Genomic DNA, 26,533 nt, shown 5'->3' with positions numbered 1-26,533 from the left:
GGGCAATGATCCAGGGGGCGCCGGTCTGATAGCGACCGGCAAAAGCGGGGCAGAAATCGACCCCGCAGTCGTGACGGAGACATAAGCAGCACCGCGTCGGGAACCGCGGCGCCTGCTTCAAAAAATGGGAACGGTCCGGTTATGAACCAGGCTTCATCGATTAAGCGGTCTATTGTCTTTTTTCTGGTTCCGAACTTTTCGATGATCGCGTTTGCGACGGCCATCGAGCCGCTGCGCATCGCCAATCGTATGCTCGGCTACGAGGCCTATCACTGGCGCCTGACGTCGGTGGATGGCCAGCCGGTCACGGCATCGAACGGCGTGGTTTGCGCCGTCAATGCGTCGCTGGAAGACGAACGACGCTATCTGCAACGCGAACAGCGCCCGTCCATGGTGTTTGTCTGCTCCGGTGTCTATGTCGAGGACTTCCGCAACAAATCGGTCTTCGCCTGGCTGCGCGAAGAATATAATCGTGGCGTGGCGGTCGGCGGTCTTTGCACCGGCGCGCATATTCTCGCCGCAGCCGGACTTCTTTCCGGAAAGCGCTGCGCCATCCATTGGGAAAATCTGCCCGGCTTTGCCGAAGCATTCCCAAAGGCAGAGGTCTATGCGGACCTGTTCGAATTCGACAGCAATATCTACACCTGCGCTGGCGGCACTGCATCGCTTGACATGATGCTGAAGCTGATCGGCGATGATTTCGACGCCAATCTGGTCAACAAGATCTGCGAACAGGCGCTGACCGATCGCGTCCGCAGCCCGCAGGACAGGCAGCGCCTGCCGCTGCGCGCACGCCTCGGCATCCAGAACTCCAAGGTCTTGACCATTATCGAGATGATGGAAGCCAACCTGTCCGAGCCGCAGGCGCTGATCAATGTCGCTCATACGATCGGTCTGTCGCGCCGTCAGGTCGAGCGCCTGTTCCGGCAAGAGATGGGGCGTTCTCCCGCCCGCTATTATCTGGAAATCCGCCTTGACCGGGCGCGGCACCTGCTTTTGCAGTCATCCATGCCGGTCGTGGAAGTAGCGGTGGCATGCGGCTTCGTTTCGGCGTCGCATTTTTCCAAATGCTATCGCGAACTCTACGGGCGCTCTCCGCAACAGGAACGCGCAGATCGCAAAATGCTCATCGCGGCATAGTGGAAATCTGTGCTGCGAATGAGAACGCCGCCAATCGGGCGTTCGTGTAAAAGATAAGAAAATCAGAACCGTAAAGGGTCTTTCGGAATCAATCTCGCAAGACCGGGGGAAGCCCATTCCGGCATGTCGCTTGCAGAACAGGCTTATCGCGCAAAACCCCGGCTATGACCGGTAATCGACGCAGTCGTGTCACGCAGCGAATATGTCGTATAAAGGCAAATATCCTGCCCCATCAGCGATTATGGTTCTGTCAAATACCAACCAGGGTCACATAAAATGGCAGAGTTTCCTAAAAAGGCGAAAGTCGTAATCGTCGGGCTCGGTGGCATCGTCGGCGCATCCGTCGTGCACCACCTGATCGAACGGGGCTGGGACGACATCGTCGGCATCGACAAGTCGGGCATTCCGACCGATATCGGTTCGACAGCCCACGCGTCGGATTTCTGCTATGCGACCAGCCACGATTTTCTGTCCTGCTGGACCACGCTTTATTCCATCGATTTCTATGAAAAGATGGGGCATTACGCCCGCGTCGGTGGCCTTGAAGTTGCCCGTGTCGGCGACGATGGCCGCATGGATGAAATCAAGCGCAAGGTCGCTTCCGGCAAGGCCTTCGGCACGCGCGCACGCTTGATTGAACCGGCGGAGATCAAGGAAAAATTCCCGCTGATCGAAGAAAGCATGGTTCAGGGCGGTCTGTGGGACCCGGATGCCGGTCTGGTCATCCCGCGTTCGCAGACGGTTGCCGGCAAGCTGATCGATCAGGCCGAAGCTGCTGGCAAGTTGCAGAGCTTTGCCAACACGCCTGCCCAGTCGCTGCTGGTCGAAAACGGTCGCATCAAGGGTGTGGTCACGCATCGCGGCACCATCGAAGCCGATTATGTCGTGATCTGTGCTGGTCTCTGGGGACGTCTGATTGCCGAAATGGTCGGCGAAGACCTGCCCGTCATGCCAATCGACCATCCGCTGACATTCTTCGGCCCGTATAATGAATTCGAAGGCACCGGCAAGGAAATCGGCTGGCCGCTCATGCGCGATCAGGGCAATTCGGCCTATATGCGCGATACGGGCGACCCGAAGACTGCCGAAGGCGGCCAGATCGAATGGGGCTATTACGAAGAGACCAATCCGCGCCTCTGCCACCCCCGTGACCTGCTGGAAAAGCACGAAGCGCGCCTTTCACCATCGCAGCGCGACCTCGATATGGAACAGGTTCTGGAGCCGCTCGAGCGCGCTATTGAACTGACCCCGATCCTCGGTGAGCTTGGGTACAATGAAAGTCATTCCTTCAATGGCTTCCTGCAAGTCACAACCGATGGCGGCCCTTCGATGGGCGAAAGCCAGAAGGTACGCGGCCTCTGGTATGCAGTCGCCATCTGGGTCAAGGACGGCCCCGGCATGGGCAAGCTGATTGCCGATTGGATGACGGACGGTCGCACATCCATCGACCATCACGCCGTCGACTATTCCCGTTTCTATCCGCACCAGATGACCGAGCAGTTCATCTGGGATCGCTGCACCGAAACGGCGATGAAGGTCTATAATCCGGCTGTGCATCCCCGTGAGCCATTTTCCAAGGGTCGCAATATCCGCCGTTCGCCGTTCTATGAACGGGAAGTTGAGCTGGGCGGTCATTTCATGGAACTCGGCGGCTGGGAGCGTGCGCATGGCTATGCCGCCAATGAGCATCTGCTGGAAAAATATGGCAACCGCGTTCCCGTGCGTGAAAACGAATGGGACAACCGCCATTTCTGGCGCGTTTCCAATGCCGAACATCTCGAACTGACCGAAAATTGCGGCATCATCAATCTCTCGCATTTCGCGATGTACGATATTGAAGGCCCGGATCATGTCGAGCTGATGGAATGGCTATGCGCGGCCAAGATTGGCGGCGATGCCAATATCGGCAAGGGCATCTATACCCACTTCCTCGACGATGAAGGCATGGTGCGCGCCGACTTCACGGCAATCCGCATGGCTGACCGCATCCGCATGATCAACGGCGCCGATGCAGGCCCCCGCGATTTCCATTACATGCGTCGCGTGGCCGAGGATAAGGGCTTTGACGTCACCATCACCGATGTGACGGAAAAATATGTCACTGTCGGCATATGGGGCCCGAATGCTCGCGAGAACCTCAAGAAGGTTGTCGAAAATCCGGAAGGTCTGGATGCCGAGAACTTCCCCTTTGCGGCGATCAAGCCCATCAGGATTGCGGGCAAGGACGTCACTGCCTTCCGCATTTCCTATGTCGGCGAACAGGGCTGGGAATTGCACATGCGCTATGAAGATGGCCTCGCCGTCTGGGATGCGCTGCGCTCCACCGGCACAATTGCCGTGGGCGTAGAAACCTATGCCAATACCCGCCGCATGGAGAAAAGCCTGCGCCTTCAGAATGCCGACCTGCTGACGGAGTATAATCTCCTTGAAGCCGATCTGGCGCGCCCAAAGGTCAAGGAAGCCGATTTCCGCGGTAAGGCCAAGCATGTCGAGTATCGCACCCGCGAAAATCAGCCTGCCATGCTCTGCACGCTGATTATGACTGACAATATCGATTCGAAAGGCGTGGCGCGTTATCCCGTCGGCATCATGCCTGTCATGGAGCCGGAAACAGGAAAAACGCTGGTCGATGAGCTGGGCCGCCGCTCATTCACCTCGTCGGTGGCATTCGGCCCGACCATCGGCAAGAATATCGCGCTTGCCTATCTGCCATGGAGCCATTGTCAGGAAGGTCGCAAGCTGACCGTCGAATATTTCGGCGAAACCTATCCGGTGGAAGTGGCGTCCGTTGGCTACAAGCCGCTTTACGACCCGGAAAACCTCAAGCCGCGCAGCTGATCCAACCGAGCGACAAACAAAAAGCCGGGCATTTCGCCCGGCTTTTTCAATTCTACAGTTTGGCGATCTTATTTCAGCGTCGCCTTGCCGCCGGTAAGAGTGATGGTCTCATCACCCGTCAATGCTTCACGATCGCCGTTCGGAAAGGTCACGAAACAGCCGGAGGAACAGAAGTCGACAGTGTCGCCCGGTGCGACGACCATTTCACGCTTGGACGCACCTTCCGTGACCACGATGGTCTGCGCGGCGCTGTCCTTGTTGGAAATCTTGGCAGCGTAGGAACCGCCCATGGAAGCTGCAAGCATAATGACTGCGCCAAGACCGATCGTACCAAATTTGTTGATCTGAATTACGTTCATATCGTTTCGGCGTTTCCACCGCTCCCGCTTCTACAACCCCGATGAAAGCAAGTGCCCCGCTTTCATCCTCAAAGAACGACCCGGCGTTCTGTTGTTCATTTATAGTTGGACAAAACTGAACTGCAACTGAACGACACGTTCATTAGGCTTTATCGTCATTGTCATCCGTTGCCTTGGCTTTCTCTTCGCGCGCTTTCTTCTTCGGCGCAGCTGTAGGCGCCTTCTGCACGATCTCTGAAAGCTTCTCGATTTCCGGCAGGCTCAACACCAGATCGGTTGAAGACGAGGACAGATGTAGGCCCTCTTCGCGGAACCGTTCCACAATCTGAAACCGCAATTCGTTCTTGATGCCACCGGTCGAGGTGATGTCCGCAACAAACGCATAAATATCGAACACCATCAGCGAGTCGGTCATGCTTTGGAAAGCAACGAACGGCTCAGGATTTCTGAGAATGGAATGGTGGCCGTGCACGATCTCCAGCAACAGCGTATGCACACGTCTTGGATCTTCCGTATAGGAGGCCTGCACATTGATATCGATGCGGCCAAGCTTGTTGCGATGCGTCCAGTTGCCGACATTGCCGTTGATGAGCGTCGAGTTCGGCACAATGATCGATTGCTTCTGGAAGGTTTCCACTTCCGTTGCGCGCACACTGATCTTTTTCACGATGCCGCTGACCGTGCCCGCTTCCACCCAGTCGCCAACCTTGAACGGGCGTTCGGCGAGAAGAATGAGACCCGAAACGAAATTCTGGACGATATTCTGAAGACCAAAACCGATACCGAGGGAAAGACCACCGGCGATCAGCGCCAGATTGGACATATTGAACCCGGCCGCGGAGACGCCCATCAGGGCAGCAAGACAGAGCCCGACATAACCGACCACCGTGCGGATCGAGTTGCGCACGCCGGAATCGACGCGGCCTCTCGCCATGACGCTGTTGTCGAGCCAATTCTGAAACCAGCGCGTCAGCAAATATCCGATGATAAACAGCAGAACGCCGGTGAGCAGCCCCATCAGCGAAACCGACATATTGCCGATCTCAAAACCGGTCATCAGTTTGAAGAATGCATTCTTCAGTTCGGCCCACTGGAAGCCGAGCTGCATCAGCACCAGCGGGATACCGATCAGCGCGACGACCAGATTGATGAGAATGCCTGCGACGAGACCCAGCTGGTCCAATGTCGCATCATCGAAGTGAAAACGCTCGCGCAGACCTGCGCCGACCTTGCTGGATGCAAATGCCTGTTCTTCGGAAATGGCACGGCCCGTCAGAAAGCCGAGATACATCGTCACCAGAAACGCACCCGTGACGACGATCTGCTGCGACAGGAAGCGCGCCAAGCCGATATAGCCAAAAACGGCGGCTAAAATGGGCAGTAGTCCCAGAATGATCAGGAATGCCTTGAACCCACGCGGCCATGAGCGCACACCCTCATCATCACGCCGCACCACCGGTTTCAGGAAGGCGATGGCCAGAATGAGAATACCCACCATCACAGTCGCCAAAAGGCTTTGTGCCATGGTGAGCGACAAGGGCGACGACAGAAGCTTGTTGACCGTTCCGACAAAGGAATCGATGCCCGTTGTCAGTGCCGTCGCTGTTATCAGCAGGCCAAGAACCCGTCCGGGGCGCGGGGCAACCGGCACGAGCCGCCATTGCGGCATGTCGGGGCTGATACAGGCTGCTGCAAGCCGATGGATGAAGAAAACGAGGCCGAGGACGATGAACAGCGATTCCAGTATCGACGCAACGTCCGTCCTTAGAACATTGAAATAATTCAGGAAGAAATAGGTGGTCGCCAGAAAGACGCCAATTGCCGCCGACGGAATGACCGTGGACCAGAAAGCAACCAGAAGACGGCTGAGATAGGATGGCGACTCGATGGTTGGATCTCGCTGATAAAGCGTACCCAGAACACGCCGCGCACCAAGCTGGATCACCAGTGCGCCGACGAATGCGAAAAATGCAGCGGCCAGGAACGAATTCAGCTTGAAAGTGACGACGAAGCGCCACCATGACTGGATGATGCGCCACAGCGACACCACCTGATTGCTCGCCGCTGCTGCAACCTCGGTGCCGAGTGCAGAGTCAAGATTGACGCGCTGCGACAGCGTTCTCGCAAAAAGGTCGCGACGCAGATCGCCGATCTTTGCCGACATCTGATTGACGTTCAGCGATGTATCTTCCGTGTCCCCGATCATCGCATTGATCGCCGCTTTTTCGGCGGTGAGCTTCTTGCGCTCATCGGTGACGATGCCCGGTTCCGTCGCCTCGCCGGTCGGCGCAGGGCCGAGCTGCTCCAGACGTGTATTGATTTCGGTCAGGCGCGGACGGAAGGCGACACCCGCATCGAGAAGCTTTTTGGAAAGCCCGTCCAGCTGAAGCTTCAGATTGGCCAGAGTTTCGTCGCTGGTTCCAGATTTTTGCAGCTGTTCACTGATCTTCTGCGCCTGTTGCTTCAGATCGTCAATGATCGGCTTTTGCTGCTGTACAATGGCCGGTATCGGCGGATGAGGCTCCTGATCGCCATCGTTTGCCGGCGCAGCCTGAGCGCCGTCATTTGAAGGACTGGCAGGCGCTTGATTGGCTGGGGCCGGTTGCGCAGTCTGCTGCGCTTGCGGCTTGTTATCCTGCGCGCTGGCGGGCGCAATGGCGGACGCCATGCCGCCCGACGAAAGCGCACCGATCAATAGAGAAAATGCAAGAATCCGAAACGTCGATAAATAAGCCAATTTCAAATCTGCCGTTAAGAAGATCACTGTTTCAACATAAAGCGCCGTAGAACGGAAACAAGGCGGGTTGCAAGAGAGAATCCCATTTGCTCCCCAAAGTCTCCAATCGTGCATTTCGTCAGCCCTCGCTGCCGAACGACAACGAAACCACGGCAAATCGCCAGTATTTCCTTGTTCACACCGGCACAAATGGCTAATGAGGATTCGTGGACAGTGCGGTAGCTGGCTCAAATCCTGAGCGAGACTCTAACGAAAGTCTGGGCGGTTTTATGATAGGCATGAACAGCACAGGGCATCATAGACAGCATGGCTTCATGCTGTTGATGGCATGCGTGCTGTCTTTTGCAGCTCTGTTGTTCGCCGTAGACTTTTCCGCACTCAACGAAAAGGCGAGCGACGATACTTCGCGCAGCCTGCCCAAGATGCTTGCAGCCAGACAGGCTGAAAGCGTCCCCGCGGCCCCGGTCCGGCAGCAATCGGCACCGGCGTCGCAGCCAATGCGCGCCATTCTCATCGAAGCTATTGCCGCGAAAATCAAGGCAGCTTACCCGCTGGGTGGCGACACGGTCCTGGCCGTTACCGGAACTAGCCTTTCCTTTGCCAATGCGAAATCCGCAGAGGCAGAGCTTGGCTTTCAGCGTTTCACGGCTGCCCAGCAATATTTTGGTTTTGCCCGCGCGCCTCCTGTAGGCGCATAATAGGCACCACAAGCGGACTGGCTTTTCCAGTCCCGAACCCTTTTACGTAAAACAGCGTCATCCACCCCCGCACAGATTTTGGCTCTCCATGTCGGTCAGTCATTCGGGATTTGAGATGACGCGCAGACCCGGAACCACAATCCATGCGTACTTCGAAATGGGTCGTAGCGCTGTACAGCCTGATCGTCGTGATCGGGCTTATCATCGCCTTGCCCAACTTCTTCACACAAAAACAACTTGATGCGATGCCGTCATGGTTCCCGAAGCGTCAGGTGACGCTCGGTCTCGACCTGCGCGGCGGTTCATATCTCGTGCTGGAAGTGGACGCAGCCGGCCTCAAAAAGGACCGCCTGCGTGCGCTGCTGGACGATGCCCGCAGCAAATTGCGCACAGAGCGCATCCAGCCGCAGTCGATCCGCGCCGTGGGCGATGCCGTCATCGTGGCAATCCCCGATGCTGATCAGCGCGCAAAGGCGGAAACGGCGCTTCGCACGCTCATCTCACAGGTCAACACCAGCGGCTTCGGCACAGCGATCAATGATATCGACGTCAATTCGACCGATAATCAGATCCGCCTGACGCTGACCGAGGCGGGCTTCAACTACCGCCTCGATGCAGCGCTGCAGCAGAGCCTTGAAATCATCCGCCAGCGCGTTGACCAGGTCGGCGTTGCCGAACCGTCGATCCAGCGCGTCGGTTCCGATCGTATCGTGGTTCAGCTGCCGGGTCTGCAGGATCCAGCCCAGCTCCGCCAGCTTCTCGGAAGCACGGCGAAGATGAGCTTCCACATGGTTGCCGACGCCAATCCGAATGACACACCGCCTCCGGGCGTGACGATCATGCCGGATTCCAAGGACCCGAATGTCAAGTATCCGATTGAGGATCAGGTCGCTCTGTCGGGCGAGCGCCTGACCGATGCGCGCGCCGGTTTCGACCAGCGCACCAATGAGCCAATCGTTTCCTTCCGTTTCGACAGCCTTGGCGCGCGTCAGTTCGCCGATATCACCACCAAGAACGTGAACCGTCCTTTCGCCATCGTTCTCGACGGAAAGGTCTTGAGCGCCCCGGTCATTCGTGAGCCGATCACGGGCGGTTCGGGCCAGATCAGCGGCAGCTTCACGGTTCAGGACACCGTGGTTCTCTCCGCGCTTCTGCGCGCTGGCGCCTTGCCTGCACCGCTGACCGTCATCGAAGAACGCACCGTTGGTCCTGACCTTGGCGGCGACGCCATCAAGATGGGTCTGATCACCGGCATCATCGGCTTCGCGCTCGTGGCCGTGTTCATCGTTTTGCTCTACGGCCTCTGGGGCATGATCGCCAATGTGGCGCTTCTTCTGCACACATTGCTGACCTTCTCCGCGCTGAGCCTCATCGGTGCAACACTGACCTTGCCCGGTATCGCCGGTATCATTCTGGGTATCGGTATCGCGGTCGACGCGAATATTCTTATCAACGAACGTATCCGCGAAGAAACGCGCAAGGGTCTCGGCGCCATGGCCGCGCTGGACAAAGGCTTCCACAGCGCCTTTGCAACCATCGTCGACTCCAACGTCACTTCGCTGATTTCGACGCTGCTCCTGTTCATGTTCGGTACGGGCCCGGTTCGCGGCTTCGCCATCACCATGATGCTCGGCATCGCGATCTCGATGTTCACCGACGTGACGCTCGTGCGCATGGCAATGGGCTGGTTCGTGCGCAGGCGCAAGCTGAAGGTTCTGCACATCGAGCCGATCCTGAGATTCGCGCCGGAAGGCACCAACTATCGCTTCATGAATGCGCGTTTTGTCGGCATCGGCGTGTCCATCGTGTTGTCGATTGCCTCGATCGTACTGTTCTTCAAGCCGGGCCTGAATTACGGCATCGACTTCAAGGGCGGTATTCAGGCCGAAATCACCACGTCACAGCCAGCCGATCTCGCGCAGCTTCGCGCCAAGCTCGGTGCGCTGGAACTGGGTGAAGTTGCGCTTCAGAGTGCAGGCAGCGCCAATGAAGTGCTCATCCGCATCCAGCGTCAGGATGGCGGCGAAGAAGCACAGACGGTAGCCGTCAACAAGATGCGCGAAGCCGTTACCGAACTCGATCCGGGTGTGAAGATCGAACGGACGGAAGTCGTTGGACCGAAGGTCTCCGGCGAGCTGGCCCGTTCAGGCTTCATCGCTGTCGTGCTCTCGGCACTCGGTATGCTGGTCTATCTCTGGTGGCGGTTCGAGTGGTTCTTCGCGCTCGGTGCGATTATCACGCTCATCCTCGACACCACGAAGATCGTCGGTTTCTTCGCGCTGATGCAGCTCGATTTCAACCTGACGGCTATCGCGGCCCTTCTGACGATCATCGGTTACTCGGTGAACGACAAGGTCGTGGTCTATGACCGTATGCGTGAAAACATGCGCCTCTATAAGTCGAAGCCGCTGCGCGAGATCATCGACATGAGTATCAATCAGGTGCTCGTGCGTTGTATCTACACTTCGGTCGTGACTTTCCTGTGTATGTTCCCGATGGCAGTTTGGGGCGGCAGCGCCGTCCATAATTTCGCCGTGCCGATGCTGTTCGGTATCGTCATTGCGACGTCGTCGTCGATCTTCATCGCAGCGCCGATTCTGCTTCTGCTGGGTGACTGGTGGCAGCACCATAAGGAGGCTCACAAGCCTGCTGAGGAAAAGGCCATCGCGCAGAAGTAATCCAATTGCCGGGCAGGATTTCCGTCCTGCCCGGCTCCCATAATGAACTGAATTCAATAGAGGGAAACGGCACCCTATGCCCCATGACACGCCTTTGATTGCGACAATCGTCATCGGGTTATGCCTTGCCTTCATCTTCGGTGCGATAGCCACCCGCCTCAAGATTTCCCCATTGGTCGGCTACCTTCTGGCTGGCGTTATTGCCGGTCCGCACACGCCGGGTTTTGTTGCCGATCAGGGCCTCATTCTGCAGCTCGCCGAAATCGGCGTCATCCTGCTGATGTTCGGTGTCGGCCTGCATTTTTCTCTGAAAGACCTGCTATCCGTCAAAGCCATCGCCGTTCCGGGCGCATTGGCGCAGATCGCCGCCGCCGCTGCCCTGGGCACCGGGCTTGGACTAACGCTCGGCTGGGACGTTGAAGCAGGACTGGTCTTCGGCCTCGCCCTTTCCACGGCCAGTACGGTTGTACTTTTGCGCGCCATGCAGGAGCGCCGCCTCATCGATACCGAACGCGGTCGCATCGCGGTGGGTTGGCTGATCGTTGAAGATCTTGCCATGGTCATGGCGCTGGTTCTGCTGCCAGCCGTTGCCAGCGTTACCGGCCGCGCGACCAGTGCCGCAGCCAGCGACCCGCTTGCCGCATGGCTTGGTCTCGGCATTGGCGGCATCATCCTCCTGACCATCGCCAAAGTGGTTCTGTTCGTCGCCCTGATGCTGGTTGTCGGGCGCAAGGTGATCCCATGGCTTCTCAACGTCGTCGCACAAACCGGTTCCCGCGAATTGTTTCGCCTTGGCGTTCTGGCCATCGCGCTTGGCGTTGCCTTCGGCGCAGCGCATCTCTTCGGCGTATCCTTCGCGCTTGGCGCATTCTTCGCCGGAATGGTGATGAGCGAATCCGAACTCAGTCACCGCGCCGCTGAAGAGTCCCTGCCATTGCGCGATGCTTTCGCGGTTTTGTTCTTCATCTCGGTCGGCATGTTGTTCGACCCGATGAGCCTGCTGAAAGACCCCCTGCCCCTGCTGGGCACGCTGGCGATCATTCTGATCGGCAAGTCTGTCGCGGCTTTCTTTATCGTGCGGGCGTTCCGCCGCCCGGTCAGCACCGCGCTGACGATTTCCGCAAGTCTGGCGCAGATCGGCGAGTTCTCATTCATCCTCGCTGGGCTTGGCGTCAGCCTCAATCTGCTGCCGCCCGCCGGACGCGACCTCATTCTCGCAGGCGCGATCCTGTCGATCTTCCTCAATCCAGTGATGTTCATCGTTGCGGAGCGGATGCGGCCCTGGATCGAAAAGCGCAGCACATCCGAAAGCGGCAACGACAGCGCGAGCGATACCGCCATCGACGTTTCCGAACCGGAACCATTGCCGCACACACGCCTGACTGGCCACACAATCATTGCCGGCTACGGACATATCGGCAGCAGGCTTGTCAGCAGTTTGCAGGAACGCGCCATGCCGTTCCTCGTCATCGACGATTCGACGAAAATCTGCGCCGCATTGCGGGAAAAAGGCATCGAAGCTATTGCAGGCAATGCCTCTGATACCGAAATATTAAACGCAGCGAATCCGGGGCTTGCCAAAAATCTGGTCATTGCGATTCCGAATGCCTTCGAGGCCGGACGCGCAACTGCTCTGGCCCATGCGGCCAACCCGGATATTCACATCGTTGCGCAGGCCAGTTCGCAGGCCGAAGCACAATATCTGACCGATCTCGGTGCAACCTCCGTCATTCTTGGCGAAGAAGAGATTGCAAAAGCAATCGCCAAGGCCATCGGTGCAGAAGTTTCAAATACGGGCGGCAATGCTTCCGCCCGGTCGCCACAGCAGCACGCTCAGGCACAGGACGACAGTTCGGTGGTTGCGGCTGATGGCGAAGCACAGGCCATATAAGGGGAACATGATGAGAGCTGAAGGGGCGGTAATCGGTTAATGAAAGCAAAGGATTATATCTGGCCAGTCATCGGTGTCTGCGCTGTCGGCGTTTCAGCCTGGCTTCTCTATCGTGAACTTCGCAGCATTTCGCTCGATGATGTTCTGGACAGCCTCTACGCCATTCGCACACATCACTGGGTACTGGCAGCGGCGGCGGCCCTTCTCGCCTATAGCTCGCTCGCCGGTTACGACCGGATCGCGCTGCTCCATCTCCGGCGCAAGATTTCCTGGCTTTTCATCGCGCTTTGTTCCTTCACCACCTATGCCCTGTCGCACAATATCGGGGCATCCGTCGTCTCCGGCGCTGTCGTTCGCTACCGAGCCTATTCCTCGCAAGGCATGCCGGGCAGCGAGATCGCCGTCCTCATCGCCTTCTGTTCGTTTACGTTCATTCTCGGTGTCATCATCACCTCCAGCGTGGTCCTGTTGCTGGAGCCGCATGTTCTCATGCGCTTCAACGAAGACCTGACGCCCACTGTCGCCATGGTCATCGCCCTGATCATGCTGGCCTTCGTCCTCCTCTATGTTCTGGGCAGCTGGATGCAGCTGCGCCCGCTTCAGATCGGCAAGTTCCGGCTCGAATATCCGCGTATGTCGGTCGTCGTGCAGCAGTTGGTCGTCGCACCTCTCGAACTGATCGGCGCTGCGGGCATCATCTATTTCGCCCTGCCCGAAGCGGGCAATCCCGGTTTCCTGATTGTGCTCGGCATTTTCCTCGTCTCCTTCTCGGCCGCGCTCATTTCGCATGCGCCGGGCGGCCTTGGCGTGCTTGAACTGGTTTTCTTGACCGGCCTTCCGGACATGAACCAGGCCGATGTGCTGGCGGCACTGATCGTGTTCCGCCTGCTCTATCTCCTGATCCCTTTCGCCATGTCGCTGGTGGTGGTGCTGGTTTTCGAGAAATCGCAGTTCCTGCTGCGCTGGAATGAAAAGCACAACAAGTGAGACCCCATTCAGGCGGAGAATAATTTTCACTTATCCGCCTGAATTTGAATTCCTTTTCCTTAAAATAGCAGGTTTCAGCGCCTATTTTGGAAACTGCTTCGCAAGACGTATCCAGATCGGGACGAAAAGCGGAACAGTAAAAGCCCTCCCAAGGCTCTGATCTCTGTGATGTCGCAATTGCAGCAAAGCCCTCTGGCGCTTTGGCTGCAATTGCCGGAAAAGGAAACAACGCATGCCTGCGACACTTATCATCCCCGGTTACAAGGGATCGGAAGCAGGCCACTGGCAGCGCCAATGGTTGCATGACGATCCGTCAGCATTACTGGTTGAACAGGACGACTGGCATTATCCAGTGCTATCTGACTGGATGCATGCGCTCGAAGCAAAACTGGCCGAAAATCCCGGCGCAGTTCTGGTCGCCCATAGCCTCGGCTGTGTGCTCGTTGCTCATCTGGCAAGCCGTCCGGCTGCCGCACATGTTGCGGGCGCGCTTCTCGTTGCCCCTGCCGATGCGGAAACGATGGCCTCCAGAGACAGCCGTTTCCAAAGCTTTGCACCGCTGCCGCGCCATGAGCTGGGTTTCCCATCCATCGTCGTCGCCAGCCGCAATGACGATTATATGCGCTTTGCCAAGGCAGAGGCTCTGGCGAATATCTGGGGTTCAGGCTTTGTCGATATCGGTCATGCCGGTCACATCAATGTTGCAAGCGGTTTCAGCCGTTGGCCAGAAGGCGTCATTCTCGCCTCTTCCCTGCAAAGGGAGCCGCAAAAGGCAATCCTCCCCTCCCAAGCTGCCCAACTGGCCGCCTGATCATTTTAACGCCGTGTGACCTTCTAGGCGCACGGCGTTAAGCGTGTTGCTTGCGCTCCAGCAGGAATTTCAGCACCAGCGTCAAAACGGCAATCAATGCGAGTGTAGAAGCCGCGGCGAAGGCTCCGGCAACATTATAGTCATTGAACAGAAGCTCCACCTGCAACGGCAAGGTGTTCGTCTTGCCACGAATGGCCCCGGACACGACAGACGTCGCGCCAAATTCGCCCATCACGCGTGCATTGCACAGCACCGCGCCATAGAGTAGTGCCCATTTGATATTCGGCAGCGTGACATAGAAGAAGGTCTGCCAGCCATTGGCGCCGAGCGTCATCGCCGCTTCTTCTTCATCGCTGCCTTGCACTTCCATCAGCGGGATCAATTCACGCGCCACAAAAGGCGACGTGACGAACAGGCTGACCAAGAAGATCGCCGGGACCGTGAACATGATCTTGAGATCATAGCTTTCGAGCAGCGGTCCAAGCAGCCCCTGCGAGCCATAGAGGAAGAGATAGGTTACGCCCGCGACAATCGGCGAGATCGAGAAGGGAATCTCGACAAAGGTAATCAGCAGCCTGCGCCCCGGAAAACGAAACTTTGTCACCAGCCACGCGACGCAGACGCCGAACGCCATATTGATCGGCACGACCACGATTGCGACCAGCACCGTCAACCAGATCGCATGCAACGTATCGGGTTTGAGGATTTCGCCAAAGAACGCGCCCGCGCCCTTGCTGAATGCATAGGTGAAGATGATCGCCAGCGGTACGCCGATGCACAATACCGACAGCAGGGCGGCAAGCCAGATCAACAGGCTGCGAACCGGCCCCGGCGCGTTGCGTGCCAGATTAGCGCTCTGCATAACGAAGCTGCCTTGCCTGAATGAGGTTGGTGATGAGAAGCATCAGAAATGCTGCAACCAGCATGACAAAAGCCAGCGCTGCCGCCGCCGGATAATCATATTCGTCGAGCCGAATGAAGATCAGAAGTGATGTCACTTCTGTCTCGAATGGCAGATTGCCGGAAATGAAAACAATGGAGCCGAACTCGCCAAGGCTGCGCGCAAAGGACAGCGACGCGCCCGCAAGAAAGGCCGGGAAGATCGTCGGCCAGACGATATAGGCGAAAATCTGCCAGGGCTTCGCGCCAAGACTGCGCGCGGCTTCTTCCACATCGGCATTCATATCTTCCAGCACCGGCTGCACCGTGCGGATGACGAAGGGAATGCTCGTGAAAGCCATGGCGATGGAAATGCCCAGCGGCGCATAGGCGACCTTGATGCCGAGCGGTTCCAGAAACTGACCAAACCAGCCGTTCTGCGCAAAGACAGTCACCAGTGCGAGACCCGCAATGGCCGTCGGCAGGGCGAAAGGCAGGTCGACGGCAGCATCCATCAGACGCTTGCCGGGAAACTCATACCGCGCCAGCACCCAAGCCAGCAGCAGGCCGAACAGACCGTTGAATACGGTCGCAAGCGCTGCCGTGCTGAGCGTAACGCGATAGGTGGCCAGTGCGCGGTCAGAGGTGACGATGGACCAGAAGTCGCTCCAGCCAAGGCTTGCGGTTTTCATGATCATGGCGAGCAATGGCAAAGCCACAATGACCGTCAGATAAAACAAGGTGCAGCCGAGGGTCAGACCGAACCCCGGCAGTACCGAATTGCGTTTCATGCTGAGAAGCGACACTGAATTATTCCATATAACGGCAGGAGCGCACGTCGCCGCACGCTCCTTCGGACTGGCTAAATGATCGCTTACTTCTTGGTGAAGAGCTGATCAAGCACGCCGCCTTCGGCAAAATGCTCTTTCTGCAACTTGTCCCAGCCGCCGAACACATCCTCGACCGTCACGAGACGCACATCCGGATAGATATCCTTGTGTTTTTCGATGACCGCCTTGTCGTGCACGCGGTTGAAATTCTGAGCGAGAATCTCCTGACCTTCCGGCGCATAGAGATAGTTCAGATAGGCTTCGGCGATCTTGCGCGAGCCGCGCTTGTCCACGACCTTGTCGACGACTGTGACCGGGAATTCGGCCAACAGGCTGACCTGCGGAACGACAACGTCATATTTGTCTGCGCCCAGCTGCTTTTGCGTGCCAAGGGTTTCGGCCTCGAAAGTGACCAGCACATCGCCGATACCGCGTTCTGCAAAGGTCGTGGTTGCACCACGACCGCCGGTGTCGAAGACCGGCACATTCTTGAAGATCTTGCCGACAAATTCACGCACCTTGGCGTCGTCGTTGTTGAAAGCTTCCTTCGCATAGGCAGTTGCCGCCAGATAGGTATAGCGCGCATTGCCCGAGGTCTTCGGATTCGGGAAGACAACCTTCACGTCGTCGCGGGCGAGATCGTCCCAGTTCTTGATGTTCTTCGGGTTGCCAGCGCGCACCAGAAATGCCGGGAAGGAATAATAGGGTGACGAATTGTTCGGCAGACGCTTCTGCCAGTCAGCCGGGATCAGATTGCCCTTGTCGTGCAGAACCTGCACGTCGGTCACCTGATTGAAGGTCACCACATCGGCTTCAAGACCTTCGAGAATAGAGCGGGCCTGTTTGGAAGAACCGGCATGCGACTGGTTGACGGTCAGCTCTTCGCCGGTCTTCGCCTTCCAGTCGGCGATGAACGCCTTGTTGACCTGCTCGTAAAGTTCGCGAGCGATATCATAGGAAACGTTCAGGATTTCCTTCGGCTCTTCAGCCTTGACTGGTGCTGCACCCAGTCCGAGCGCCACAGCCGCATAGAGAAAAATTTTCCGCATTAGACACATCCCCACCGCCCTGCACCTGCAAAGCGTTCATACAGACGATTGAACTTGGAAAGAAAACCTATCGAATGATGGTTCAAAATCAACTTAAATCATTGATTTAAATGAATAAACTACTTTCTAGCAGCTCCTTGGAACATGTGCCCAAGCGTCATCTGTGAGGTAGAAAATTATTCCTCAAAATATCTGTAATCAGAAATGAGAAAACAAAAAGGCCGGAGACTTTCGTCTCCGGCCCCGATTTTTTTCTGCGTAAAACCTTACCAGAAACCGCGATGCTGCCAGCACCACAGAAAATTATGCTCACTGCGCTCGAGCCGGCTGCGTCGACGCGCTGCGATTTCCTCAGCGCTCAGCTTCATTTCCCGCCACGGCTGCGCCAGAAACGCGGGAATGCCCAAGAAGGCGTTTTTCAGTCCGGTGGTCAGCACCTGCACGTTTCGCATCAAACCAGGCCTCCTGTCCGCGTTATCGCGTCCCCATCTCAGCATTGTCGCCCGCTAGGCACGCCCTGTTTCCAGACACGCTTTCGCCGCAACAATGAACGATGTGTTAATTTTGAAGGCTTCTACGCAGAAGTCAATAACCTACTCATTTTATCGGAGTTAACAGGGTGAAATATTTTGCGAGCGACAGGCCGCCGCCCGCAAAATCATACCGCTTTACACTTCGTAGTCGTTGACGGGCTTGATATGGACCTTGTCCACATTGCGCCCCTTCATGGCGTCGATCCTGAACTCGAAGCCGTCTTTGACGAAGCTTTCGCCTCCCAGCGGCAGATGGCCAAGATGCCAGAGCACATAACCGGCCAGCGTCGTATAACGGTCGCTATCATCCACCAGATCACGTTCCAACAGACCGCTCAGGCGACGAATATCCGCGAAGCCATCGACGATATAACCGCCCTGCCCGTCCGATTCGGCGACGGATGCTTCTTCGTCCTCATCGGGAAACTCGCCAGCGATAGCCTCAAGCACGTCCGTTGGCGTGACGACGCCTTCGAATGAGCCGTGTTCATCAACGACGACCGCAAGCTGCACCGGCGAAACACGCAGCTGTTCCATCACACGCAGCACATTGGCGCTTTCATGCACAACAAGCGGCTGCTTGACGACCTGATCCCAGTTGATGGACTTTTTGTCGGTCATATCGAGCAGCAGATCGCGGACAGAAGCCACGCCGACGAATTCGTCGACCTGACGGCGAGCAACCACGACACGCGAATGCGAAAGCTTGCGAATCGCTTCGTGCAATTCATCTTCACTTCCATCGATGTCGAGCCATTCGACTTCATTACGCGGTGACATGATCGAACGTACCGGGCGATCCGCCAGATCCAGAACGCCGCGGATCATTTCCTTTTCTTCCGGGAGGAAGACGTCATTGGCGGCGGTCTGCTGCGCAATCACGTCGACGGTGTCCGAAAGCGGGTTCTCGCCACGCCCGCCGCCAAGCAGACGCAAAACCGCGCCTGCCGTCCGCTCGCGCAGATCGTTGGTCGTCACCAGTTTTTCACGATTGCGGCGCGACATCTGATTGGCCGCTTCGATAAGCACCGAGAAGCCGATAGCAGCGTAGAGATAGCCCTTCGGAATATGGAAGCCAAAGCCTTCCACCACGAGGCTGAAACCGATCATCATCAGGAAGCCAAGGCAGAGGATAACCACCGTCGGATGCTTGTTGACGAAGTCCATCAGCGGCTTGGAAGCCAGCATCATGACACCGATTGCGATAATGACGGCGATCATCATCACCGGCAGATGCTGTACCATACCGACAGCCGTGATCACGCTATCGAGCGAGAAAACCGCATCAAGGACGACAATCTGGACAATGACCTGCCAGAATACCGCATGGACCACGCGCGAGCTTTTCGCGCCATGCGCGCCTTCCAGGCGTTCATGCAGCTCCATCGTGCCCTTGGCCAGCAGGAACAGACCACCGATCAGCATAATGATATCGCGTCCGGAGAACGACATATCCATGACTTCGATCAAAGGTTCGCGCAGCGTCACGATCCACGAGATCGAGGCAAGCAGGACAAGGCGCATGAGAAGCGCAAGGGCAAGACCGATGACGCGTGCGCGGTTACGCTGATGCGGCGGCAGCTTATCGGCCAGAATGGCGATAAAGACGAGATTGTCGATGCCGAGAACGATCTCAAGCACCACCAATGTCACCAAACCTATCCAGGCATTGGGGTCGGCAATCCAGTCCATGGACCAGTCCATGATATGTCGGCTCCTTTAAAGCACATCCCGGAAGACTATTTTCGGGAGAGATGTGAGAATAAACAGATGCTTAGAGCGCCGTCTTGAATCAAAAAGACAGCACCCCAAACGGGTCAGAAAGAACGGAATTCAGAGAAACCACCGCAAACGCTTTCAGGCCGGAACGCGAAATTGCGATCCAGCCGAAAAAATCCACAGGCGGCGGAGACAGGCTTTAAGCCTATGAAGCGACAGGTTCCCGCGAGGGAACCGGTACTTCGGTAAGACGAATCGTCAGAACTGTCGTCGGGCATTAAGCGCGATGAACCTTTTGTAGGGCGCTGTATCGGCTTTATCGCCGACCTCGGGCACCAATTGCTATACGAAACATACGATTGTTATTCGCAATATATTCAGCAGGCTGGCAGGCACAACCATACGACCAGCTGCCAGCGTTGCCTTATTATGCAGACGATCGCCCATCAGGCAAGAGCGTCCACCTTATTCCTTATTCAGCAGGCGAAACCTGTACCCGCCGCGATTTGCGCTCACGACGCGGCGGACGCGCCTTGAAGAAACGAACACCGATAACGGTGAAGATCAGCGTCAGCACTGTAATGCCGATGGCGAACCAGAACATGTGATCGCTATCCATCTTGGCAAAGATACCTGCGCCACGCCCGGCCAACCAGCCTGGAAGGAACATCAGGGGGGCCCAAACCAGCGCGGACAGCACATTTGCGGTCTGGAAGCGTGTCTGGTCCATCGACATCATGCCGGCAACCATCGGCACCGTGCAGCGCACAGGCCCGAAAAAGCGACCGAGGAAGACGGCGGAAAAGCCATAGCGGCGGAACAGCAGGCGCGCACGCGCCACACCGCTGCGATGCTTGTTCAGCGGCCATTTGTGAATGATGTTGCGGCCCAGCCACCAGCCGAGGAAATAGGAGATGATATCGCCAATCACCGCGCCGATAATCGCGCCGATGATGACTGGAAGCGGCTCGATGATGCCAGCGCCAACAAGGCCGCCAATGGCAATCATGATCGGGGTGGCTGGAATGAACATTCCGATGATCGCGAGAGATTCGCCGAAGGCAATGACACCAACAATAGGACCGGCCCATACCCGATGATCGGAAATGAAATGCCCGAGATTGCTGATAATGCTTTCCATGCTTTCCTCAAATGCCGCGAACCGGATCTTGAAGCGATTTACCCGCCTCGGTTTTCTCTGCAAAGGCTATCCGGTGCATGACGCGCCTTGCTCGGATTATAATGCTGTTCGATCAGCACGGGTTTGTGATCAAGATTTGATTACCCGGTGATCAAGACATTTATATGCTCTAACTTCTCAGACAAGCATCAAAAAATGATGACGTGGCTGCGACATTTGAAGCGTGAACCTACGCCCCCGAAGCCGTAACCTGCTTCGCCTACCGCACGGACGTATCCGCAAGCACGAATCCAGTATTTCGCGAATATGGAGTCGGCCATGCGCGCTTACAACGCTGGAAGCGCAAAAAAATGAATCAAATCAAGAATCTTTTGCTTTCGATTCTTCGGGATTCGCCGACACAATCACAACTTTTGCGAACACAGGAACGAAATTCCCGACAAAGATGCAAAGCCGGATTTCTCAAAACCCAGCGTTTCCGGGCTTTTGAACAAAGATGTAAGTTTTTTTCGAAAAATTTCGATTGGAGGCTAGACAGCTGGAAAATCGACCGGTATACACCCGCTCACTTCACCGGGGCCGCTGCCTCGGCAAAGCGAGTGGGTGATTAGCTCAGTTGGTAGAGCAGCTGACTCTTAATCAGCGGGTCGTAGGTTCGATCCCTACATCACCCACCATTTTCTCTTCTGAAAACAAACGCTTCCGCTGATTGACCCCGTAAAATACGGGGCCGAAGTGATCTCAAGATCGCACCGAAAACTCCCATTTCCCCTCCCGTCTGAACATGGCCTTGCCTACAGTCTGCACGCTTAAAAACGCGCGTCGTAGCGTCGGACTTTCACGATTCTCATATCGCTGAAATTGCCCTGCCCCCGGCAGATCGCCGAGCTCAGCCACGCCAAAGCTATGGGCACATTACAAATTCATTACATATAATTAATTGGCATATTCATATGCGGTTCATCTAAAAAGAAACACATTACTGGCACGCCAATTGACGGCGCCCCTGTAAAGAGTAATGGAGTTGAACAACCATGAAATATAGAACCGCAATTCTCGCTGTAATCGCATCTACAATGCTTGCCGGGCCTGTATTGGCACAGGACAACAGCAATGCGAATACAACAAAGCCGGCAACGGAAGCGGCTGCTACACAGGATAAGGACGTCAAGACCAGGCGTGGGCCAATCGATCTGGAGAAGTTCTCCCGCATGGAAGAGCTTAAAGCTGCCGACACCAATGGTGACGGCATCCTGTCCCGTGACGAAATTGAAGCTCTGGCGCTCAAGCGGTTTGTAAAGCGTGAGGCCGACCGCCTGGAACGTCGTCTCGACGTCAAGGGTGACGGCAAGATCACCCTCTCGAACATCGAAAATCAGCGCAAGAAGGAATTCGCCGCACTGGACCGGAACGATGACGGTGTCATCGACCGCAAGGAAATGCGCGCCGCCCATATGGGTCGTCACGGCATGGGCCCACACCATGGCCGTCACGGCATGGGACAGCACCACAAGGGTGGCGACCATAAGGGTCCCATGAAGGACCAAAAAGAAAAGCCTCAGGAATAATACCTGAAACAAAAAAGCCCGGGCGCAATGGCCCGGGCTTTTTTAATGACTCGCCTTGGACGATCAGGAGCGGATCACGCCCTTCTTGAAAATGATATTGCCGTAAAGCCGACGCTCGCCCGTGCGGATCACAGCGAATGCCTCCGTGGCACGATCGTAGAACGCAAAGCGCTCCAACGGATCGACGGCAATCTTGCGTCCCTCGGCCACTTCAATCACCGCTTCGAACTCGCCATAAATGGCTGGCGTATCGTTCGGCGCCTTCATTACAGCAGCGGGCTTGTCGACAAAATCATCGAGCGGCAGAACCGACAAGACCGCTTCGGCCATGGCAGTCGCACTGATGCCCGGAAAATCCAGCGCTGGCACGCCCGAGGCTTGCGCCGGATAGTTTGCATCCACGATCACGAGATCGTCGCCATGCCCCATATCTGCGAGGAGCGAGAGGAGCGAGCCGGTCAGCAAAGGGTTGATGTTTTTCAGCATAGTGTCTGATTCCAGATTTGAGGCATCTTCGATGCGAAAACCTATTCAAACGGCTGCCCATATGCAAACGCCGGCTGCGATGCAGCCGGCGTTTGTTTCAATCATGATCGAAAGAGGGCTTACTCGGCCTTGGCTTCGATATTCACCTTGTCGAGCAGCGACAGAGGATCCTGAGACGCCGAGATCATCTCCAGTGCACCAATGCCCTTCTCTGCCTTCGACGTAACCGTCAGCTCGAAGATATTCGGCTTGGCGAGGAAGGTAGAGAATGCGGTTACCGCGTCCTGAAGCTTTGGCTGATCCGTTGCCAGTTCCTGCAGGAATGCGGCGGCGATCATGGAGAAGGTGCTGCGCACCTCGTCTTCCGTCATGTCGTTTTCTTCCGCATAGAGCTTGAGCGCCTTGGCGATCAGGCCCTTTTCCTCAACCTTTACCTTCACTTCGCGGGCCTTGAGGCCAAGAGCGGCAACCTGTGTCATCACCTTGTCGCCCGAGAAGAACTCCTTGGTGAAACCGCCCATCAGGCCGTTGACCGAGACACTGCCCATATCCTTGCCGCTGACGGAAATATCCGAAATGACGAGGTTCTGGTTCGGTTCATCCCAGTTCATGGCCATGTTGGACGAGATCGTCACCTTGTCATAGCCAAGCTTGCGCAACTGGTCGTAAATCTCGTCATTGCCGGATTGCGGCACCGGAAGCGTCATGTCCTCATAAGTCACGCGAATATCGGTCGGAATACCGTTCTGCGGCTTGTTGAGCGCGACTTCGTAGTTCTTCAGAGAAAACTTGATGCGCTCTGGAACCGTCGGAGCCTTGGCTTCTTCAGCAGGCTCTGGCTGTGCCTCTTCAGTCGCTTCCGGCTGAGCATCTTCACCTTCGGTCGCAGGCTCTTCGGTCGAATCCTGCGGGGCACCTGCAATATCGACGCCCTGATCATCCGTAGCGACTGCGGCATCATCGCCAGCCGCATCGACCGTTTCCTGATCGCCGGCATCATCTGTGGTTTCGTCGTTGCCGGTCACTTCATTAACGACTTCCGGCTCGTAAGGCAGATCGGCGTCGACACCCGCAATACGCATGGTGCCAAATTCAGGCAGCAGCGTTGTGAAGGGGAAATTCACTGCTTCTTCATCGCTAAGCGCAGCGAGCTTCTTCAACGCTTCGGCGGTCGGGGCCCAGGAGAAGCCCTGCATCGAAGCTTCATCGACCTTCACGTGATCCGTGCCATCGCCGATGTTGATGCCTTTGACGGTAGCGTCAATCTTGCTGTTATCGAAAGCAATCGAAATCTGCGCGATATCGCCCTTGCCCTTGGTGGTATCGGACGGCTCGATCTTGAGGCCGAGCAACTCCATGTCGCCCTTGCCGATCGTATCGACAATCGACAGCAGGCGCAGGAAGAATTCACGCTGTTCGGCTGGCGTCAGATCTTCCGGGTTCTTGACCGCCTCAATCTGTTGAACCGTGTCCAGCAGCGGCTCGGCAGGCATGCGCATGCTGAAGCCGTTGCTGCGAAGCTCGTCATAGCTGAAGTTCACTTCACGGCTCTTCATGACGATATTCTTGGCCGAGAACGGACCATAGACCGGCTTAGCGTCCTTATCGTCCGGTCCGGCTTTATCCGTATAGAGACGGGCCAGATAAACTGCGTCGATGTCTTTGCCTTCGGTCAGGCCCATCGAGCCTTGCATCTGGTCGCGGACTGGTTCGCCCTCTTCCTTGGGCACTTCAAACGCAAATTCAAACGTCGTGCCTGCAGCGGAAAAACGGGCGACGTGACCTTGCTTGATGTCCTCAAGCTTCACGTCCTTGTAGGAGACTTTCTGCTCGTTGCCCGCAATGGTCTGAACCAGATTGATTTCCGGTGCAACGACGCTCTTGGCCGAGAAGCGGCCAACGCGCTCGGGCACGGTCAGCTGGCTGTTGCCAAAGGTCTCGCGCAATGTCGAAATATCGAAATTCGCATCGTCGATCTTCACATGGGGAATGGAGATCTTGTAGTTGGCGACTTGCGTGTTGATGTCGGACGCATCAAGCATACCTGTCAGAAACAGGAACTTCGGACGACCTTCAATCGAGCCGATGCGCACTTCAGAGCCGTTCTTGAGCGGCATCGTCACATCGCGCAGATGAATGCGCCCGAAGAAATCGGCCTCTACTGAACCGGCCTTGCCGCCGCGCTTTTCCAGTTGTGACGTGATGGTGTTCTGAAGCGTGATCTTGTATCCGGTCAGACCAGCGGCAGCTATCGCGATGACCGCAACGGCTGCCCAAAGCGCCTTGCGTCCACCCTTGCCGGTCCCGTTCTTTGCCTGCTCCACGATATTCGTCCTTTCAGCGCAATTGAAACGGTAGTTGTGTCAGCCGTCATCGCCTTGGGATCGTACAACCAGACGAACAGTCGTGGTTTGCAGAAACACGGCTAAAACAACGGTTTAGAGCATCGTCTAACTACCTGTAATTGTGTGCGCAAGCAGGAACGGCAGTTGTTGCCTGATTTTTCGGCATACCCCCAATTAAATGCGTAGTTTTTTAGTAGATCGCGCTAGAAACGCCACAGTAATTCACATCAAAGCGGCGCTTGCGGGTGCGGCGAACCATCATAAGCACCCCAGATCGACTGGTCGAAATTGACGATGGCTCCGGTCATCAGTCCCGATTCTTCCGAAGCAAGAAACGCGATTGCACGCGCAACTTCCGCAGGGTCGATCAAGCGCCCGAACGGTTGTGCCTTGGCGGCGTCATCAAGCCAGTTGGTGGGCGCGCCATGAAATTCGCGCTGGATACGGTCTTCTCCGTCCGACGCCATCCAGCCGATATTCAGGCAGTTGACGCGGATGCGATTGCGCAGGACCGAATAGGCAACGTTGCGGGTCAGCGTGTCGACTGCGCCCTTGGACGCACAATAAGCCGCGATGAAAGGTTGACCGCCCATCGACGACATGGAGGATATGTTGACGATAGCTCCCTCTACGGTGTCACGCCGGAAAAGCTTGATGGCTTCCTGAATGAGAAAGAAAGGCGCTCTGGTGTTCACAGCAAACAGCCGGTCGAAAAGTTCTGGCGAGGTATCCAGAATGGTCCCGCGGTCGGTCAGCCCGGCAGCATTGACCAGAATATCGAGACGCCCGAATGCACGATCAGCTTCAGCGACGATTTTTCTGCAATCCTCGACTTTCTCCAGATCGGCCTGAACAAAAACCGCGCGTGTGCCGATTTTCTCAAGCAGATCAACCTGCGCCCGTCCCTTTTCCGCGGAACGTCCACAAATAACCAGACCGGCTGCTCCTCGCTCGGCAAACAGCTTTGCCGTGGCCGCACCCAATCCTTGCGTGCTGCCGGTGATGACAGCAACCTTGCCTTTCAACTGCTCGCTCATCGCAAACTCCGAGACCTGATCAAACTCTGCCGCCCAATTCGGCTGACAGATCGGACAATTCCTGACCGCCAGCCATCAGGCTCTGTAATTCATCCATATCGACTTCACTCTTGGTGCGGGTGCCCAGCGTCACACCGCGATTGAGCACAGTGAACTTGTCGCCCACCGCATGAGCATGGCGGACGTTGTGGGTGATGAAAATCACGCCCAGACCCCGCGCGCGCACCTGATTGATGTATTTAAGCACCATCGCGGTCTGGCGGACGCCAAGCGCGGAGGTCGGCTCGTCGAGGATCAATATCTTCGCCCCGAAATAGACCGCGCGGGCAATGGCCACGCATTGCCGCTCGCCGCCGGACAGCGTGCCCACGGCCTGCTGCGGATCGCGCACATCGATGCCGATCCGGCGCATTTCCTCACGGGTTACGTCTTCGGCAAACTGCGTATCGAACCAGCGCAGCGGCCCGATCCCCTTGGTCGGTTCGCGCCCCAGAAAGAAGTTCCGCATCACCGACATGAGCGGGATCATCGCCAGATCCTGATAGACGGTCGCGATACCATGGTCGAGCGCATCGCGCGGGCTGTTGAACACGACCTGTTTGCCTTCAACAAAGAAGTCACCGCTCGTCGCCTTATGCACACCGGACAGGGTCTTGATGAGCGTCGATTTACCCGCGCCATTATCGCCGAGCAGGCAATGGACCTGTCCGGGTTCGACGCTCAGCGAGACGCCATTGAGCGCAATAACCGGCCCGAAATGTTTGACAAGATTACGGATTTCAATCGTTGGCGTCGTCGTTGTCATTG

At 56.6% G+C, this 26,533-nt stretch carries 20 protein-coding genes and 1 tRNA gene; 9 read left to right on the top strand and 12 right to left on the bottom strand.

The annotated features are described in order from the left end of the window. The first annotated feature begins 141 nt into the window (after nt 1–141). Together FHW03_RS13690 and FHW03_RS13685 are read left to right on the top strand one after the other, a co-directional pair. The gene (locus FHW03_RS13690; RefSeq protein ID WP_182521120.1) at nt 142–1,140 is read left to right on the top strand and encodes a GlxA family transcriptional regulator; all 999 of its coding nucleotides are present in this window, start codon (nt 142–144) and stop codon (nt 1,138–1,140) included. A 276-nt stretch (nt 1,141–1,416) separates the two neighbouring features. Continuing rightward, the gene (locus tag FHW03_RS13685) at nt 1,417–3,978 is read left to right on the top strand and encodes an FAD-dependent oxidoreductase (RefSeq protein WP_182521119.1); all 2,562 of its coding nucleotides are present in this window, start codon (nt 1,417–1,419) and stop codon (nt 3,976–3,978) included. Nucleotides 3,979–4,046: 68 nt separating this feature from the next. Here the strand turns inward: FHW03_RS13685 and FHW03_RS13680 are convergent, their stop codons facing one another. After that, a complete protein-coding gene (locus tag FHW03_RS13680) occupies nt 4,047–4,337 on the bottom strand; it encodes a hypothetical protein (RefSeq protein ID WP_078339330.1) in 291 nt (96 codons plus the stop codon). A 142-nt stretch (nt 4,338–4,479) separates the two neighbouring features. Further along, entirely contained in the window at nt 4,480–7,074 is a 2,595-nt protein-coding gene (locus FHW03_RS13675; protein WP_182521118.1) for a mechanosensitive ion channel family protein, read from the bottom strand. 269 nt (nt 7,075–7,343) lie between these two features. On the opposite strand from FHW03_RS13675, the gene FHW03_RS13670 reads away from it, so the two are divergent. From FHW03_RS13670 to FHW03_RS13650, 5 genes are all read left to right on the top strand, one after another. Further along, the gene (locus tag FHW03_RS13670) at nt 7,344–7,772 is read left to right on the top strand and encodes a hypothetical protein (protein WP_182521117.1); all 429 of its coding nucleotides are present in this window, start codon (nt 7,344–7,346) and stop codon (nt 7,770–7,772) included. 143 nt (nt 7,773–7,915) lie between these two features. Beyond that, complete coding sequence (gene secD / locus FHW03_RS13665) at nt 7,916–10,450, top strand: protein translocase subunit SecD (protein WP_182521116.1); 2,535 nt, start codon at nt 7,916–7,918, stop codon at nt 10,448–10,450. A gap of 76 nt (nt 10,451–10,526) precedes the next feature. Then, complete coding sequence (gene ybaL, locus FHW03_RS13660) at nt 10,527–12,341, top strand: YbaL family putative K(+) efflux transporter (protein WP_182521115.1); 1,815 nt, start codon at nt 10,527–10,529, stop codon at nt 12,339–12,341. Nucleotides 12,342–12,380: 39 nt separating this feature from the next. Further along, nucleotides 12,381–13,328, top strand: coding sequence for a lysylphosphatidylglycerol synthase domain-containing protein (locus FHW03_RS13655; RefSeq protein ID WP_182521114.1), 948 nt, complete (start codon nt 12,381–12,383; stop codon nt 13,326–13,328). A gap of 232 nt (nt 13,329–13,560) precedes the next feature. Further along, entirely contained in the window at nt 13,561–14,139 is a 579-nt protein-coding gene (locus tag FHW03_RS13650) for an alpha/beta hydrolase (protein ID WP_182521113.1), read from the top strand. A gap of 37 nt (nt 14,140–14,176) precedes the next feature. On the opposite strand, the gene cysW is transcribed toward FHW03_RS13650, so the two are convergent. The 6 genes from cysW to FHW03_RS13620 all read right to left on the bottom strand — a co-directional run bounded on the left by cysW (nt 14,177) and on the right by FHW03_RS13620 (nt 20,290). Beyond that, nucleotides 14,177–15,001, bottom strand: coding sequence for a sulfate ABC transporter permease subunit CysW (gene cysW, locus FHW03_RS13645; protein ID WP_182521112.1), 825 nt, complete (start codon nt 14,999–15,001; stop codon nt 14,177–14,179). Further along, a complete protein-coding gene (cysT, locus tag FHW03_RS13640; RefSeq protein ID WP_182521194.1) occupies nt 14,988–15,809 on the bottom strand; it encodes a sulfate ABC transporter permease subunit CysT in 822 nt (273 codons plus the stop codon). The genes cysW and cysT overlap by 14 nt, the downstream gene beginning before the upstream one ends. A gap of 83 nt (nt 15,810–15,892) precedes the next feature. Next, the gene (locus tag FHW03_RS13635) at nt 15,893–16,897 is read right to left on the bottom strand and encodes a sulfate ABC transporter substrate-binding protein (RefSeq protein ID WP_182521111.1); all 1,005 of its coding nucleotides are present in this window, start codon (nt 16,895–16,897) and stop codon (nt 15,893–15,895) included. A 266-nt stretch (nt 16,898–17,163) separates the two neighbouring features. Beyond that, nucleotides 17,164–17,349, bottom strand: coding sequence for a hypothetical protein (locus tag FHW03_RS13630; protein ID WP_182521110.1), 186 nt, complete (start codon nt 17,347–17,349; stop codon nt 17,164–17,166). Nucleotides 17,350–17,565: 216 nt separating this feature from the next. After that, nucleotides 17,566–19,134, bottom strand: coding sequence for a TerC family protein (locus tag FHW03_RS13625; RefSeq protein ID WP_182521109.1), 1,569 nt, complete (start codon nt 19,132–19,134; stop codon nt 17,566–17,568). Nucleotides 19,135–19,621: 487 nt separating this feature from the next. After that, entirely contained in the window at nt 19,622–20,290 is a 669-nt protein-coding gene (locus FHW03_RS13620) for a DedA family protein (protein WP_078339340.1), read from the bottom strand. A gap of 601 nt (nt 20,291–20,891) precedes the next feature. On the opposite strand from FHW03_RS13620, the gene FHW03_RS13615 reads away from it, so the two are divergent. Together FHW03_RS13615 and FHW03_RS13610 are read left to right on the top strand one after the other, a co-directional pair. Further along, nucleotides 20,892–20,967 (top strand) — tRNA-Lys (locus FHW03_RS13615). 357 nt (nt 20,968–21,324) lie between these two features. Next, nucleotides 21,325–21,858, top strand: coding sequence for a calcium-binding protein (locus FHW03_RS13610; protein WP_182521108.1), 534 nt, complete (start codon nt 21,325–21,327; stop codon nt 21,856–21,858). Nucleotides 21,859–21,921: 63 nt separating this feature from the next. On the opposite strand, the gene FHW03_RS13605 is transcribed toward FHW03_RS13610, so the two are convergent. The 4 genes from FHW03_RS13605 to FHW03_RS13590 all read right to left on the bottom strand — a co-directional run bounded on the left by FHW03_RS13605 (nt 21,922) and on the right by FHW03_RS13590 (nt 26,531). Next, the gene (locus FHW03_RS13605; protein WP_182521107.1) at nt 21,922–22,344 is read right to left on the bottom strand and encodes an RbsD/FucU domain-containing protein; all 423 of its coding nucleotides are present in this window, start codon (nt 22,342–22,344) and stop codon (nt 21,922–21,924) included. Between the two features lie 119 nt (nt 22,345–22,463). Further along, the gene (locus FHW03_RS26065) at nt 22,464–24,668 is read right to left on the bottom strand and encodes a hypothetical protein (protein WP_182521106.1); all 2,205 of its coding nucleotides are present in this window, start codon (nt 24,666–24,668) and stop codon (nt 22,464–22,466) included. A gap of 248 nt (nt 24,669–24,916) precedes the next feature. Continuing rightward, nucleotides 24,917–25,726, bottom strand: a complete 810-nt coding sequence (locus tag FHW03_RS13595; protein WP_182521105.1) for an SDR family oxidoreductase — start codon at nt 25,724–25,726, stop codon at nt 24,917–24,919. Between the two features lie 19 nt (nt 25,727–25,745). After that, nucleotides 25,746–26,531, bottom strand: coding sequence for an ATP-binding cassette domain-containing protein (locus tag FHW03_RS13590; RefSeq protein ID WP_182521193.1), 786 nt, complete (start codon nt 26,529–26,531; stop codon nt 25,746–25,748). Nucleotides 26,532–26,533: the final 2 nt, after the last annotated feature.

Origin of the sequence: Ochrobactrum sp. RH2CCR150, assembly GCA_014138095.1 — a bacterium.
Taxonomy (GTDB): domain Bacteria; phylum Pseudomonadota; class Alphaproteobacteria; order Rhizobiales; family Rhizobiaceae; genus Brucella; species Brucella gambitense.
Note: the sequence above shows the minus strand (reverse complement) of the source record. Positions and strands in the feature narration are given on the sequence as shown.

What these genes read in the sequence shown, in the direction of transcription:
- FHW03_RS13630 (WP_182521110.1), bottom strand. Translation starts at nt 17,349, where the DNA reads ATGCGAAACGTGCAGGTGCTGACCACCGGACTGAAAAACGCCTTCTTG.
- FHW03_RS13610 (WP_182521108.1), top strand. Translation starts at nt 21,325, where the DNA reads ATGAAATATAGAACCGCAATTCTCGCTGTAATCGCATCTACAATGCTT.
- FHW03_RS13685 (WP_182521119.1), top strand. Translation starts at nt 1,417, where the DNA reads ATGGCAGAGTTTCCTAAAAAGGCGAAAGTCGTAATCGTCGGGCTCGGT.
- FHW03_RS13635 (WP_182521111.1), bottom strand. Translation starts at nt 16,897, where the DNA reads ATGCGGAAAATTTTTCTCTATGCGGCTGTGGCGCTCGGACTGGGTGCA.
- FHW03_RS13595 (WP_182521105.1), bottom strand. Translation starts at nt 25,726, where the DNA reads ATGAGCGAGCAGTTGAAAGGCAAGGTTGCTGTCATCACCGGCAGCACG.
- FHW03_RS13625 (WP_182521109.1), bottom strand. Translation starts at nt 19,134, where the DNA reads ATGGACTGGTCCATGGACTGGATTGCCGACCCCAATGCCTGGATAGGT.
- FHW03_RS13620 (WP_078339340.1), bottom strand. Translation starts at nt 20,290, where the DNA reads ATGGAAAGCATTATCAGCAATCTCGGGCATTTCATTTCCGATCATCGG.
- cysT (WP_182521194.1), bottom strand. Translation starts at nt 15,809, where the DNA reads ATGAAACGCAATTCGGTACTGCCGGGGTTCGGTCTGACCCTCGGCTGC.
- FHW03_RS13655 (WP_182521114.1), top strand. Translation starts at nt 12,381, where the DNA reads ATGAAAGCAAAGGATTATATCTGGCCAGTCATCGGTGTCTGCGCTGTC.
- FHW03_RS13670 (WP_182521117.1), top strand. Translation starts at nt 7,344, where the DNA reads ATGATAGGCATGAACAGCACAGGGCATCATAGACAGCATGGCTTCATG.
- FHW03_RS13650 (WP_182521113.1), top strand. Translation starts at nt 13,561, where the DNA reads ATGCCTGCGACACTTATCATCCCCGGTTACAAGGGATCGGAAGCAGGC.
- FHW03_RS13590 (WP_182521193.1), bottom strand. Translation starts at nt 26,531, where the DNA reads ATGACAACGACGACGCCAACGATTGAAATCCGTAATCTTGTCAAACAT.
- ybaL (WP_182521115.1), top strand. Translation starts at nt 10,527, where the DNA reads ATGCCCCATGACACGCCTTTGATTGCGACAATCGTCATCGGGTTATGC.
- FHW03_RS13605 (WP_182521107.1), bottom strand. Translation starts at nt 22,344, where the DNA reads ATGCTGAAAAACATCAACCCTTTGCTGACCGGCTCGCTCCTCTCGCTC.
- secD (WP_182521116.1), top strand. Translation starts at nt 7,916, where the DNA reads ATGCGTACTTCGAAATGGGTCGTAGCGCTGTACAGCCTGATCGTCGTG.
- cysW (WP_182521112.1), bottom strand. Translation starts at nt 15,001, where the DNA reads ATGCAGAGCGCTAATCTGGCACGCAACGCGCCGGGGCCGGTTCGCAGC.
- FHW03_RS13690 (WP_182521120.1), top strand. Translation starts at nt 142, where the DNA reads ATGAACCAGGCTTCATCGATTAAGCGGTCTATTGTCTTTTTTCTGGTT.
- FHW03_RS13680 (WP_078339330.1), bottom strand. Translation starts at nt 4,337, where the DNA reads ATGAACGTAATTCAGATCAACAAATTTGGTACGATCGGTCTTGGCGCA.